General features: G+C 48.0%; 15 protein-coding genes. 3 read left to right on the top strand and 12 right to left on the bottom strand.

Translation table 11 applies throughout. The features are described from left to right. Positions 1–44 precede the first annotated feature (44 nt). Complete coding sequence (locus GA003_01070) at positions 45–407, bottom strand: transmembrane 220 family protein (GenBank protein ID QXD28607.1); 363 nt, start codon at positions 405–407, stop codon at positions 45–47. 318 nt (positions 408–725) lie between these two features. Between GA003_01070 and GA003_01065 the strand changes: the two genes are divergently transcribed. Together GA003_01065 and GA003_01060 are read left to right on the top strand one after the other, a co-directional pair. Continuing rightward, entirely contained in the window at positions 726–1037 is a 312-nt protein-coding gene (locus GA003_01065; GenBank protein ID QXD28606.1) for a hypothetical protein, read from the top strand. Between the two features lie 217 nt (positions 1038–1254). After that, positions 1255–3678 carry a TonB-dependent receptor gene (locus tag GA003_01060; GenBank protein ID QXD28605.1) on the top strand — a complete coding sequence of 808 codons (2424 nt, stop codon included), beginning with the start codon at positions 1255–1257 and terminating at the stop codon, positions 3676–3678. A gap of 229 nt (positions 3679–3907) precedes the next feature. Here the strand turns inward: GA003_01060 and GA003_01055 are convergent, their stop codons facing one another. From GA003_01055 to GA003_01035, 5 genes are all read right to left on the bottom strand, one after another. Further along, on the bottom strand, positions 3908–4942 hold the full coding sequence (locus GA003_01055; protein QXD28604.1) for an aldo/keto reductase: 1035 nt from the start codon (positions 4940–4942) through the stop codon (positions 3908–3910). Continuing rightward, positions 4939–5571 carry an aldolase gene (locus tag GA003_01050; protein QXD28603.1) on the bottom strand — a complete coding sequence of 211 codons (633 nt, stop codon included), beginning with the start codon at positions 5569–5571 and terminating at the stop codon, positions 4939–4941. The genes GA003_01055 and GA003_01050 overlap by 4 nt, the downstream gene beginning before the upstream one ends. Beyond that, entirely contained in the window at positions 5564–6841 is a 1278-nt protein-coding gene (locus tag GA003_01045) for a four-carbon acid sugar kinase family protein (GenBank protein ID QXD28602.1), read from the bottom strand. The genes GA003_01050 and GA003_01045 overlap by 8 nt, the downstream gene beginning before the upstream one ends. Before the next feature lie 43 nt (positions 6842–6884). After that, on the bottom strand, positions 6885–7562 hold the full coding sequence (locus GA003_01040) for a hypothetical protein (GenBank protein QXD28601.1): 678 nt from the start codon (positions 7560–7562) through the stop codon (positions 6885–6887). Between the two features lie 171 nt (positions 7563–7733). Beyond that, positions 7734–8273, bottom strand: a complete 540-nt coding sequence (locus tag GA003_01035) for a YbaK/EbsC family protein (GenBank protein ID QXD28600.1) — start codon at positions 8271–8273, stop codon at positions 7734–7736. Between the two features lie 516 nt (positions 8274–8789). Here GA003_01035 and GA003_01030 point away from each other — a divergent pair. Further along, complete coding sequence (locus tag GA003_01030; protein QXD28599.1) at positions 8790–9647, top strand: alpha/beta hydrolase; 858 nt, start codon at positions 8790–8792, stop codon at positions 9645–9647. Positions 9648–9703: 56 nt separating this feature from the next. Here the strand turns inward: GA003_01030 and GA003_01025 are convergent, their stop codons facing one another. Genes GA003_01025 through GA003_01000 form a run of 6 tightly spaced genes read right to left on the bottom strand, consistent with a single transcriptional unit; the run spans position 9704 to position 14254 of the window. Continuing rightward, positions 9704–10624 (bottom strand): tripartite tricarboxylate transporter substrate binding protein, encoded by a 921-nt coding sequence (locus tag GA003_01025; GenBank protein ID QXD28598.1) that lies wholly within the window; start codon positions 10622–10624, stop codon positions 9704–9706. A 58-nt stretch (positions 10625–10682) separates the two neighbouring features. After that, positions 10683–10925, bottom strand: a complete 243-nt coding sequence (locus tag GA003_01020) for a hypothetical protein (GenBank protein QXD28597.1) — start codon at positions 10923–10925, stop codon at positions 10683–10685. Further along, on the bottom strand, positions 10922–11518 hold the full coding sequence (locus tag GA003_01015) for a cytochrome c oxidase subunit 3 (protein QXD28596.1): 597 nt from the start codon (positions 11516–11518) through the stop codon (positions 10922–10924). Before GA003_01015 ends, GA003_01020 begins: the two co-directional genes overlap by 4 nt. Before the next feature lie 11 nt (positions 11519–11529). Beyond that, positions 11530–11928, bottom strand: coding sequence for a cytochrome C oxidase subunit IV family protein (locus GA003_01010; GenBank protein QXD28595.1), 399 nt, complete (start codon positions 11926–11928; stop codon positions 11530–11532). A 17-nt stretch (positions 11929–11945) separates the two neighbouring features. After that, the gene (locus GA003_01005) at positions 11946–12518 is read right to left on the bottom strand and encodes a cytochrome c oxidase subunit 3 (GenBank protein QXD28594.1); all 573 of its coding nucleotides are present in this window, start codon (positions 12516–12518) and stop codon (positions 11946–11948) included. Between the two features lie 26 nt (positions 12519–12544). Beyond that, complete coding sequence (locus tag GA003_01000) at positions 12545–14254, bottom strand: cbb3-type cytochrome c oxidase subunit I (GenBank protein ID QXD28593.1); 1710 nt, start codon at positions 14252–14254, stop codon at positions 12545–12547. Positions 14255–14263: the final 9 nt, after the last annotated feature.

Genomic DNA, 14263 nt, shown 5'->3' with positions numbered 1-14263 from the left:
AGATGCCTGTGCTACTCTTTAAAGCGTTTCTGAGAATCACAAAACTAAGTCGTCTTACGACTCTTCAAAATCAGCACACCCATCCAAAGCGCGATGATGAAGACACCTCCCATCTCACGCACCCATTCGACCGTAATGTTGCTCATACTTGCCTGCATGAAAACTTCGTTCCAGCGAATGTCACCCGCGGTGCGAATAATACCGGGAATAAGAGCCAAGCCCCAAACGAGACCAACACCACCAACCAAGATCGGCAACCACTTGGGTAGTTTGCCAATCCCATAAAGCAAACAGGCCACGCCTGCGGCTCCCCACATAATCATCCATAGCAAAGGATCCGGGTCATTGTATTGAAGTACGGCAGATAGAAGAAAGAGGAAGCACAGGATCCAATTGAGAATTTTCATAGCGGTAAGCTCTAAGCATCAGCCATACTGAGCTCTCAATCCAGCATTAATTGTGCTCTAAAACCATAGTTAAGCACCCCTAATTAAACCGAATACCAAATCCAATAACATAGGCGTGTTGCCAATCGCGATCGACACCCAGTCGCCTGGAGCGAACTTGAAGGAATACATTGAATTTATCGACCTCATTGAAATGGAAGCGCATATTGATAGGCCGGAATCGATTCTCATTAAATCCGTCCCCATTGTAATCGATAAAAATCTCATTGGAGCAATCGATTCGATCATACGGGAACCCTCAATCCGGCCCTTCCAGAATTGACCAATCAACTAGGAGAACCTGCGCCGCAGTATCAGGTTGAAGAAAAACCTGTGTGGAACGACAACTTTATTCAGCTTCTGGCCAGTGATGTCCCAGCCTACCTCGCCGCCAATGCTGGAGCCCGTCCGTGGGAACCGGATCCCGTTGACGATCGAATCGTCTCCGACTGGCAGAATGGGACCGGCTCGCTCATAAACTTTGAAACGGACGTAGGAGGCTTTCCTGATCGACCTTCAACTGCAAGGGCAGAAGGATTCGATATTACTGAAAACGATCGAGTGTTCCTACGCTGGCAACCGATTGATTGAAAGAGGAGAACCTCGCTGCTTTTTTAATACAGTTCATTGGCATTCCGATCCGCTGGTCTGATTCTGAGAAAGTAAATCTCGGGAACGCTAGTGGTATAACTGCTGGAAGATGCAAGCTGTGAAAATCCCTTAAATAAGGGCTATTCACGTCATATTGCGGCTTGATCCCCTTCTAAAATCCCCAATCGTATCCTGCAGTCTATCACCTTATCCTAAGTTGAAATCCCTTACCAAAAGTCTGCTTATCGCATTTCTGGCTCTCTGTCCCTTGGTATTTTGCCAAGCCCAGGAAGAATCAGTTGGCACGATTGCGCCTGATTCAAATTCAACAGAGAATGCGAGCAATACTACATCCGGGCAGGTTCAGGAAGCGACCAAAGACGGAACACAGAGCCTGGAAGAGGCCCTGGATAAAAAGCCAGGGATCAACTTCAGCTCGGTGCAAATCGGGGGTCAGAGTTCAGGGATTAACCTTAGTTCGATTCGTGCCGATTCTGTTGAATCGCTTGAAGCACTGAAGCTAGCCACTCCAGATATGGATGCGGATATCGTAGGCGGCACTCTCAATTTGAAGTTTCGCCCGGCGTTTGCCCAGCGGTCCCCCACTCGACAAGTGCGAGCCTATATAACGCAATACGAATTGGCCGAGAAACCTGGTGTATCGTTATATCTCACAGACGGACGATCTTTTCGGGAAGAGAATCGGTGGGGTTATTTGCTCAACGCAAGGGCCTACCAATCTTTTATAGCAGAAGAAAATCTATACCGTGATTGGGAGCTTAAGAAAAAGTCAGAGTGGCCAGACATTTGGCGCTTCCAAGATGTCCAAATAGAAAAAGAAGACTTCCGGTCTAGAAGCGTATCCGCGAACATACTACTCGACTACGAATTGTCGAAAGAACTACGCATTTTTACCCGAGGGATATTTGCCAACACCAACCGACAAGAAGTCAATCGAGGCATGGAGTATGAATGGGACGATGGTGACTTTGTAAGTTTAGATGAAGACTCCGCCACGGTAGAAGGCATGTCTTTGTTTAAAGGAATTGAAGAAAGACGAAACGAAAGAAAGACCCGAGAAGTAACAGCAGGCCTTCAATACAAGGGAGATCTGTGGCGCTGGGAAGCGCAGGCCAAGTACGATCTCTCCGACTCACAATATCCTCACCGTTGGGATTCATTCTTTGAAATGAAAAATGTGGATGCATCCTATGATGAAGCCATGTCCGACTATCCCATCTTTACGATACATCCCAATTCACAAGAACGTGCAACGGATACCGCAAACTATTTGTTTGATGAAGTACGCATTTATAAGTCGAAGGATATTTACTTGGATAAAATCGCCTCCTTCGATTTAGAACGTTTTTTCATCCATGAAAAAGGGAGTTTGAAAATCAAAAGCGGCCTCAAGTTCCTCAACCGTGATCTTGATAGTGGCGACGACATTCGGGTATTCGACAAAGCGGCAGGTGAACTCACAATCGCTCAGTTTGAGAGCCCTTGGCGGAACGACGATATTCACTACTGGAACTATAGTCTGAGCGGATTTCACGATCCGGTAGCGTTCAGAGAGTATTTCCTAACACACCCTGATGACTTTACGCTCAACGAAACACGCACACGTTCCCAATCGGACCCCGCTAACTATACGGTGAATGAAACAATTTCTTCAGCCTACCTCATGGGTGATTACCTATGGAACACCTGGCGAATACTCGCTGGGATTCGGATGGAAAAGACCGAAGACGAATTCACGGGCAAGGAAGTCTTATTCGATGAGACCGGAGCTTACACCCAAACATTGGATACAGAAGGTGGGCGAGAATACACCGACTACTTTCCTGGTATCCAAGCTGTGTATACAGCTAGTAATCAACTAACGCTCTATACCTCCTGGTCGAAAGCGATAGAACGACCACGTTACTACTACCTGGCACCTTTCCGGAGAATCAACCAACGATCTCAGTATGTTAGCGCTGGAAATTCAGAGCTAAAACCTACTGTCTTCACCAGTCTTCTTGCCGCTGCAGATTGGGCATACCACGACAGTGGATTCTTAAGCCTGGAGCTTCTTCGCCGAGACAATGAAGACATTGTTGTGCAAAGCCAAACCACGGTACCCGACGGACAGTTTAAAGACTACGATCTGTATACCTGGGCAAACGCTGGCTTTGGTATCCATAATCAAGCGCAAGTTATTTGGAACCAGGGCCTGGACCCTCTGTGGTTTAACCTGGAAGGCTTCTCGCTCGAAATGCGTTACCGCTACAATGAAACGGAAACCGATATTAGAGGACCAGAGTTTGATACCACGCCCATAACAGCGATTCCGGAAAATGATGTGCGAACATCCTTTATCTACCAGAACGACCACTGGCTACTTCGGCTGCGTGCGGATCATCGCTCAGATATGCTTCGCCGTATTGGTGCCAATCCCGACAAAGACACCTATTACTACGCCAAAACGACTTACACATTTTCGGTCGAGTATCGGGCCGAAAACGGCTGGGTGGGAAATGTAGGTGTCTATAATTTGAATCAGGAAGATTCCTTCTCCTATTTTGGTGATCCGGGACGACCCGCAGACCTGGCAAGCCGAGGGAGGTACTGGCGGGGCAGTGTCCGCTATACCTTCTAGTTTTGGAGTTCTGACCGGATGAGCGGAAAAGATAATACTACTTTTTCAACCTACATACCTCTCGAGTTACCCCTGCTCTAAGAACCTCATTTCCCACTCAACCTAGGGCCCCAAAACTCCTACTGCAAATAACAGGGGATGAATGCATCACATCAAATGTAGCCACGGTCGTGAGACCGTGGATCCCAGAGCAAATGAATCGGCGCTCTCGGCGATAGCGCCCTAGCTTTTAATCCTTAACCGGAGTTGGCACATCAACTCCAAGAAGCCCCTCTTCCTTGAGTTCAGCCCAGAGTTCATTGGGGATGTTGAGTTGGAACCACTCCAAATTTGTTCGAACGATATCGGGAGAGTTCATGCCAGGGATAACACTGGTAACCAGGGGATGACCGTGCGGAAATTGAAGAGCCGCTGCACCCAGTGGGACATCGTAGCGATCACAGACTCGTTCCATGGCTCGCACGCGGGACACGATCTCATCTTCCGCCGGCTGGTAACCATACAGTGGATTGTTTTTCACTCCGGTCGCTAAAATCCCGGAAGCAAAAACCGCGCCGCTGATCACAGAAACCCCATGCTTTTCACAAAGCGGAAAAGACGTTTCAAGCACTGGCTGGTCGAGCAAAGTGTAAGGCATGGCAACGAGAAAGAAATCAATGTCACAATATTCGAGGAACCGGGGCATAAGATCTGAAAAGTTGATACCGACTCCAATGGCTTTGATCTCTCCACTTTCCTTTAAGGACTTAAGGTAATCATAACCGCCGCCATCAATCAGTTCCTTAAAGCGCGCATCCACGCCTTCCATGGAGCCGTGAAATTTATAATCCAAATCGTGAATGATCAGAGAATCGACTCGATTCAAACTAAGCCTGAGTAAACTCTCTCGATAAGACCGCTCAAGTCCCGCAGCTGTATAGTCAAAATTTACTTCAAAAGAAAGACCACCTGCCCATCGACCCTGACCAAACGTATCCACATCATCAGGACGCGTAAGATACCGACCGACTTTTGTATTTAAAACGAAGTCGGCTCGAGACTGTTCTCTTAGACTTGATCCCAAGCGATGCTCACTCTTCCCAATACCGTACCACGGGGCTGTATCGTAAAAGCGGATACCCTTATCATAGGCCTCAGCAAGCGTATCGAATGACTGCTGCTCAGTAACCACAACATCCGGATCCCCAAGCGTACCTCCTCCAAATCCCAAATTGGGAATTTCCAGCTCGGTTTTTCCAATACGATTCGTTTTAAAAGGATTCATGAAGGGAAACTGGTGTTCAGATCTGCAATCTGTGCCGCATTGAGGTAGCTGGTTTCCCGTCCTTCTAGAATAAAGTAAAGCTTGGCAGTCTCCTCCAATTCTTCGGCTGCGTAAACAGCGCTTTCCAAGGTCTTACCCGCAATTACGGGACCATGGTTGGCCAAAAGAACGGAGGATGTTTCTTTGGCCGCAACACCTACTGCCTGAGCAAGTGTCTGATCTCCTGGGGCATAGTAAGGAATCAGTTTTAACTGCCCCACCTTCATTACATAGTAGGCCGTAATGGGTGGAAGCAGGTTGTCTGGGTCGGTATTCTTTAAACAAGATGCTGCGACCGAATAAGTGGAGTGCAAGTGCACGACAGACGTATCCTGGGGTCGACTCTGATACATCTCCAGGTGGAGAAAGGCTTCCTTCGAAGGTTTTCCTCCAGAAACATAATTTCCCTGAAAATCGACTTTGGAGATTTGCTCAGGATCGAGAAAACCCATGCAGGAGTTGGTTGGCGTAACCAGAATTCCGTCGTCTAGTTTGCAGGAAATTTTACCTGAACTACCGACTCCATAGCCGCGTTGATGTAACGAACGGGCCAGCTCAGCCATGCCGTCACGTATCTTAGTTTCACTCATGAGATGCTTCGTTTAATAAGCGAAAGGATTTTTCAAAAAAGTCTTCACCGCCAAAGTTACCTGATTTCAAAGCCAGAGCCAGAGGTTCTTCACCTACCGCCTCCACCCAGGGGACACCTGGATCAATTTGCGCACCGATACGAATAGCAACTACTCCCAGAGCATTCACAACCGCGCCAGCAGATTCGCCACCCGCAACCACCAGCTGACGCACTCCTGCGGCGACCAAGCCTTTGGCAATTCGCGCCAAAGCATCTTCGAATTTGTGTCCGACATCCAGGGCGCCTCCCTGCTCTTGTGCCTCCTTCACTGAGTCCGGATCAGCTGAACTGTAGATGAGGACCGGTCCTTTTTCTAATAGGGGTGCCGCCCACTCCAAAACTTCCGCGACTAATCCAGATCGTTTTAGGACATCCTCAAGCAACAGTTGGCAACTCGGGCATCGCTCCTTCATATACTCAACTTGCTTGAGCGTCATGGAAGAACAACTACCAGCCAGGATGGCTTGTTTGCCATCGACTTTAGGAAAGGATGCTTTCGATTGTTCGACCGGCAATAATCCGGCAGCTCGGTAAGCATTGGGTAATCCAAGGGCTATCCCAGAGCCTCCGGTGGCCAACGGATACCTGACAATTGCGGTACCGATTGCGCGCAAGTCTTTGTTTTTAATGGCATCTACGACAAAGATTTTGGCGTTGGAATCATCCTTCTCTAGCTTGGCTCGTATAGCATCCATTCCCTTTCGGACCGTAGCCAAGGGAATGAGATCAACCGCGTTTTCGGTTTGCCGTTTCAGCCACCGGACCAGATTTGCATCGGTCATGGGATTCAACGGATGATTCTCCATTCCCGACTCGGACAAGATTTTATCATACACAAACAAATGCCCTTGATAAACGGTCCGACCAGCTCCCGGGAAAGCCGGGCAAGCAATCGTTGTGCGAGTGTCCAACGCCTCCATCAAAGCCGAACTTACCTGGCCGATGTTTCCCGCAGGAGTCGAATCGAAGGTCGAGCAGTATTTGAAAAAAAAATGCTGGGCTCCGTGCGTCTTCAGCCATTCCAAACTCTCCAAGGATTGCGCCACCGCGTCCTCTGCAGGAATAGACCTCGACTTGAGAGCCACAATGATGGCATCCGCTCTGGGCAGTTCAATATCGGCATCGGGAACACCGAAAACCTGAAGCACACGCATCCCTTCGGAAACCAAAGTATTCGCTAAATCAGTGGCTCCGGTAAAATCATCTGCAATACATCCTAAAAGGGCCATAGGGGTGTAAACTGTAGGGACTCGAATTTATTTAGGGCAATCCCTAATCGGTATCCCGATCACCATACTTCTCATCTCCTCTGACAAGAGATAGATCTTCCTCGTACCCGGGTAGCTGACTTAGATCACAAGCTGCGCGTCGTTCTGCCATCACATCCTGATCGATAATCGATTCGTAGCTCCAAATATCCAGGAAGCTCTCTTCCTCCGGAGCAAATGATTTTACAAAGGTCGCTTCAGAACGGTTAGAGACACGAACCTTACGATCGTGATCTTTAATCCACATCCATGCTTTCCCCGAGTTTACTTCGAACCCTGCGACCGGGAAATAATTACTTCCCTGCTCTACATCGAAGTTCAACTGGGCCTGATAGACATAAATCTTTCCATCCCGATTGAATGAGCTTTCCAGCAGGATATTCCTGGAACCGACTGGTACGTGAATAGGCTCATTTCGTTTATTACCAAAAAACGAAAACGCTTCGCGCAATTCCAACTCATCTACCCGTTCAACCGTAACCATGCCTCGCATTTCAACTGCGTCCCCATCGAGTAACATCGCTGGGTTGGTCTTTTTTAGAAGGCTGGCGTCTACATCGTCTTTGGCTAACTGAGAAGTTGTCTCGCAGCCAATCCACAAGACCAAGCTTCCAAGCCATAAACAGTAGAGAACCAAAACTCGCGTGAGACTCCAGTGAATGCGGATTCTTGTCTTTTTCAAGATCAAGGAGACATCTAGCCGGCCAACCATTGCCCAAGGAGAAAAAGATTCTCAATCCCACGTTCTTTCCCTTAATTTATTTCAAATTACCCTCGTCGCCCTATTCAGATGTATCGGCCTCGTATGGCTCAATTGGCCGGACCAGACTGGGAAAGACCTTTACCAAGCCCTTCACATAGCAAAAAGCAACTCCTGAGGTTGAACTAAATCCTCGAAATCTACATACCTCATCTGGATGAGCTCAGCATGACTACCCGCATTGAATGCAATGTATTCGTCCTCAGCCAATTCAGGGGCTACATAAACATGCAAACCAAACAGATTGCCAAAAGGTGGCATCGCACCCACTTCGCAATTTGGGAACAGGTCTTCAAACTCATCCTCCGTAGCAAGTTCAATCGTCGTAGCAGAAAAGGCATCCCGTAAAAGATCGAAATCGATCATCAGAGATCCTGGCAAGACAACCATGGCAAATGTGCCGTCCAATTTCAGAATGACAGTTTTAGCGATTTCCTTGCCAGATACATGAGCCGAAGCAGCAATCTCCTGTGCTGTGTATGCGGGAGAATGGTTCAGACAAACATACTTTATATGATTTTGATTCAGGACTTTTTCAATTGTTTTATAGACATCTCTTTCACCTCCTTTTGAAACCACAGACCGGGCAAAAATGGTAACCAGCAAATCCAAAATGTCGAATCGATGGGCCATTCGGTCAGAAAATGAAGATAACATCCAGTCCGGTGAACTAGTTCCTCTGCCACCAAACGGTATTATCGCCACGATCGATAGACGACTAGCTCTCCCAGCGTTACATCGAAGTGGAATTAGGAGATCCAGAAGTTTCAGGGCTTTAAGCCGACCTCGACAAAAATGGCTATAACAATCTACAGGAGTATTTGTTCGAGGTAGATTATAGTTCGAGTGTACTTCCCAAGTTGGAAATTTTTAGGCAGAGGAACCCTGTCTGCCTACGATATTGGAGAAATCTGACAGCCTTAGGAGAAGCTCAGTTAACGGTCTGGTATTCCAATGACTTACAAACTTGAGACGATTCAGGAATCAATTCGCAGGTGATAGGAACAGAGGGTGGGCTGGAGCTCATCGAAGCCTACTTAAATCATCCAGAAAATGAACCCTTGTTTTTCGAGATTCGAGCCATCGCCGAATAAAGTTTGATATTGGAAGTTGATCTAGATTCCAAGCGCCCTAGCCTCATAAATCCCTATGAAAAAGCTTCTACCCATCCCTTTCATTTTGATTTCGATCACTCTCGGTTTGAATGGTGAAATCCAGAAACTCCTGAACGTCGAATTTGCGAAGGTGGGAGATATCTCGCTTAAGCTGGATGTGTATCTACCGACCGAGATTGAAGAACCCACTTTGATAGTTTGGGTTCACGGGGGAGCCTGGCGACGAGGCTCGAAAGAGAATCCTTCTATTTTACCCATGGTCGAAAAGGGATATGCCGTTGCCAGTGTTGGCTATCGCCTAACTCCGGTGGCGCCCTTCCCCGCTAACGTGCACGACATCAAAGCTGCCATTCGCTACCTACGTGCGAACGCTGAACTCTATGGGTTTAAGAAAGATGGGTTTGTAATTTCTGGGGCTTCTGCAGGAGGTCACTTGGCTGCCTTGGTCGGAGTCAGCAATGGACAAACTGAACTGGAAGGCGATGTAGGTACCCATCTGGATGTATCGTCGGATATTGCGGCCATAGTCGACTTTTACGGCGCTAGTAATCTCACAACCATCTTGAATCAGTCTACTCCGCACGGACTCAGTGTTCGGGTACCCGCCTTGGAACTACTGATCGGCGGTCATCCCGACGACCTGCCCAAAATCGCAAAGCTGGCCAGTCCTGTTTATCATGTGGATGAAAATGACCCGCCACTACTTTTGATCCACGGTGATCAGGATCCACAAATGCCGATCAACCAAGCGCATGAGTTACACGGTATCTATAAGAGCAAAGACCTACCGGTTGATTTTGAAGTGATTTACGGAAGCGCTCACGGTGGCAAAGCCTTCTATGATGAAGAGAGGATGGCACTCGTGGATTACTTTCTTAGATCGCGAATGTGACCGGTTGAGTGCGAACAATCTGGAATCCACGGTCTCACGACCCTGGCTACTTTTGCTTAGCGTTTGATCAACGGTCCGATCTTCTCAAGTAATCTGTCGAGTTCCTGGGTGACTTGATCCGCGTCTGCGAACACAGGAACAATCCCTTGAGAGGCAAAATCCTCATGGACAGCGGGAAGGGCCATCGCCTTCGTCAAAGCCTCGCGAAGGATCGTTATGCGATCTTCGGGAGTCCCTTTGGGGGCAATCCAGAAACGTGGTTCAGTCAGTACAACATTCACGCCACCTTCCTTGGAAGTCATGACATTCGGGAGTAGCTCATTTCGGCCTTCTGAAAATACAAGCAAGGGTCTCAAACCTGCCTCAGCGAAAGTTAGCATGGCCAAGGTTGAGAATAAGCTCACTTCGGTGTGTCCTCCCATGATGGAGGCCAGACGCTTGGATCCTCCGCCTGTTTGGACGAACCTGAATTCTATGTCGGCCTCGTCGGCAAACATGAGCGGAATAAAATGCACCGGAGTTCCAATGTCGGTTGAGAATTTGAGCGTGCCTGGCTTTACATTTGCACGTTGAACTAAGTCGGAGAAAGTCTTGATCGAAGAATCGTTTTTCACGGCCAGTCCCAGTTCCGTATATCCGGTCATACCGATGATCTCGAAATCGGTATGATCGAATTTAGAAATCCCCATCACTCGAGAAGTCACAAGCCCTGCATTCCACAAAGCGATGGTGTACCCATCCGGCTTAGCTGATTTAACCTTACCCGTTCCAACGACGCCTCCGCCACCAGGTATATTCACCACGACTACTTTTTCAGGAAGGAGCTCATGATCACCTATCGCCCGTTGCAGGATACGCGCCTGAGCATCAATCCCTCCTCCGGCATTGGTGGGAACAATAAATTTGATGGGCTTTTCGGGAAAGTCACCCTGAACCATAGGTACCAAAAACAAACTGAGGAGAAGCAGGCGTTTCATTATAAAGTTAATACACTAGAAGTTGGCCAAGGATCCCTCAATGACAACGGGAAAGCAGTCATTGGGTTGCAGCGAGCCTCTGACTGACTTCCTCAGTATTCAGACTCTGGGAGCGTTTATAGAGGAGATATACCGCGGTACCTACAGCCAGTAACGGAAGCATCGTAAGAAAGGCGGTAGTCGCGTAAAACGCCCAACGCTCTTCACCTCCCGATTGAAAACATACGGGACATGCCTGTGCCTGAATTACTCCAAAGAGCAAAGTGAAGAAGACTACTGCACTGATACGCCGAAGTTTCATGACAGATACACGAGCACGTATAGAACCGGCCATACACCCACCACAAAATACCAGAACACTTGCCCGCCCCAATAACTTTCAGGTTTAAAGGCTTCTTTAGAAAACTTACGGTAAACGGATATGAGAAACAGGAGCGCTCCCAAAACGTGCAATCCATGACAGCCAATGATCATAAAGAAGAAGCTGCCGTAGGTGCTAGACGTCATGGTCAACCCATGCTGCAACATGTTCACCCACTCATAGCCTTGAATCCCAAGAAAAATGAGAGCACATAGAATGGCATAACCCAGAAGCTTTTTGGCACCGAGTTTGTCGCCACGGGAAAGTGACTTGTTTGATAGATAAACTAATACACCACTGCCAACGAGGAACAGCGTGTTTACCGCTGTGAGGCCAATAGGTAGCCGAGGCTGCCCTGGAGGTGGCCACATGATGTTGCCCGACTTCACGATGAGAAAGGCACTGATCAATGCTCCGAAGAACATCATCTCGCTCATGACGAACATGATCATACCCAGAACGCTACTGGGTACGAGTTTCCGACGAACCCGAGGTTCGATCGGATCTGACGAGCTGGCAGCCACCGTAGTCACAGTTTCAAGAATCAATGACCGCCATCGGAGTGGTCATCTCCGTGGTCGTCTCCATGATCTCCATGGTGTACTTGAGACTCCTCGTAAGTAGGCTCGTGATAGAGTTGCTCCCAATTTTGACCAGACGGTTTCATGACATCAGGAGCCACTCCGGCAAAGAATACCAGCAAGAGAAGCAAAGTAGCTGAGATAAGATACCAGATATAGTTCTTCTCAATGTTCATGTGCATAAAATAGGCACAGACCATAAAAGCTTTTACGATAGCAATACCAAACGCCGTTATGAGCGTCAGCCATTTGATGCCCAATTCAGGACCGACAAAACTGATAACCAAAAGGACCAGAAGGATCCCCCAAATCTTGATATATTTACTAGAAGAATGACTGTGATCTTCAACTGCTTCAGACATGTGAACGTGGGATAAAATTATTTAGCGATATAAAGAAGCGGGAAGAGGAAAATCCAAACCACATCGACAAAGTGCCAATAGATACCAATGGCCTCCACTCGGTGTAGATTCTTACCCTTTTTAACGTCAAATGAGATGATGCCCATGATTACCATTCCACATAGTACGTGGAAACCATGTAGCCCTGTGGCCGTATAATAGAATGACCAGAAAACAGACTTGAACATGGTGTAGCCATGACTGATTTCCGTCGTATACTCATAGGCCTTGACCATCATGAAGACCAGACCACCACCAATGGTATACCAAATGTAACGAAAGGCTTTATCGGTTTCTTTGTGCTCCGCTGCATGGTGTGCAAGCACCACAAACAAGCTGGAGGTAAGCAGTACGAAGGTATTGAAGCCACCCGCTAAAGGCTGGGTATGTGCGGCTTCGTAGCCCCAACTTTCATGGTGAAGACGAAAGATGAGATAGCACATGATAAGGCCGCCGAAAATAACGACTTCCGATGCGAGAACCCACCAGACAGCAAGCCGTGAGGTTGGGATCCCCGTTGCGCTACGAGTAGTTGCGATTGGTACTTCCATGAATTTAAAAGTGCTAGGTGGAGGAATTAAGAGTTTCTCGGTTGATAATCAGGGTCCGCAGGATCGGGCCCAGGTTCATCCTGTGGCCAGTAATCACTCTCCCGATCGGGATGGCTGAATTCGTAGGGACCACGATATACCTTTTCAGGTAGCTCTGGCCAGTTGCCATGGGGAGGAGGTGAATCAGCTGTCCATTCCAAGGTATTGGCATCCCAAGGGTTCTTCGGCGCCTTCTCCTTACTGCGGAGGCTTTTGATAAAATTGTAGACAAAGACAAATTGGAAAAGAATCATCAAGATCAGCGATACCGTAGCAATGACCCGGAGGTTAAAAAGCTCGGGGGTTGCAAGATCGCTGTAATTTGAGAAATCCCAAATACGTCGGTGTTGTCCAGCCGTTCCCAAAAGAAAGAGCGGTATAAAAATGAAGTTGAAGGGAATTATCGTTCCCCAGAAATGGATTTTGCCGAGACGATCACTGAGCATCTTACCAAATATTTTGGGAAACCAATAAGTAATCCCAGCGTAGAATCCGATGATCGCAATAGGAACAAAGGTATAGTGGAAGTGAGCCACGACGAAATAAGTGTCGTGGAAGAAGATGTCTACTCCACTAGCCCCCAGGAAAATACCCGTTATCCCCCCAATGAGGAATTCGACCATAAAGGACAGCGCCCAAAGCATGGGCGTGTTAAAGGTGATCGATCCACCATACAAGGTAGCAATGTAAACAAAACACAGCTCCGCAATGGGTACGGAAATCAATAGGGTCGTCACGGTGAAAAGATTGGCCATGCGAGGATCAATCCCGGCGATGAACTGGTGGTGAGCCCAGACCACAAAACTCAAAATCCCAGTGGCAATGACCGAGTAAAGAATAGTTTTGTAGCCGAATAATTTTTTCCGAGCCATGGTGGCCATGATCTCAGCCACGATTCCCATAGCAGGGAGCAGTACTACGTACACTTCAGGGTGGCCAAAGAACCAGAACAAGTGCTGCCAGAGAAGAGGATCTCCCCCACCGGCAGGATTGTAGAAACTGGTCCCAAGAGTTTGGTCAAACAGGAGCATGACCGCTCCAGCGATCAGAGGTCCTACCGAGCACATGAACAGAATACTGGCGATAACAATCATCCACAATACAATCGGGATACGATACATCGTCATTCCCGGCGCGCGGGCGTTCATGAGAGTGGTGATAAAATTGATACCCCCCAACAGGAAGGCGACAAACTCAAGCGCCACCGCTATTAGCCACATAGGCGCACCTAAAGGAGTAGCATTGTACTCTGGATTTGCAGACAGCGGAGGGTATGAAGTCCATGCACCTCCAAATCCACCATTAGGCACGAAGAAAGAGGCGATCAGGATAATCGCACTCAACAGGAAAATCTGGTAGGAAAGACGATTGATTCTGGGGAACACCATATCATCACACCCGATCATCAACGGAATGAGGATATTACCAAAAGCCGCGATCAATACCGGCATGGCGAACCAGAAAATCATGATGGTTCCGTGGTTGGTCACCAGGGAGTTGTAGGCCAGAGGTGTTACTTCACCATACCCGGGAACACTAATTCCAGGGAAGGCCAACTGCATACGGAAAACATAAACAAAGAATCCACCGATGGCTGCCATAAACAGCCCCGTGAACAAGTACTGAAGTCCGATAACTTTGTGGTCCGTGGAAAAGACATACTTTTCCCAGAAACTCATTTCGTGCGAGTGAGACATATCAGAATG

Source organism: Opitutia bacterium ISCC 52 (assembly GCA_014529675.2).
Lineage (GTDB): Bacteria > Verrucomicrobiota > Verrucomicrobiia > Opitutales > UBA2995 > UBA2995.
Note: the sequence above shows the minus strand (reverse complement) of the source record. Positions and strands in the feature narration are given on the sequence as shown.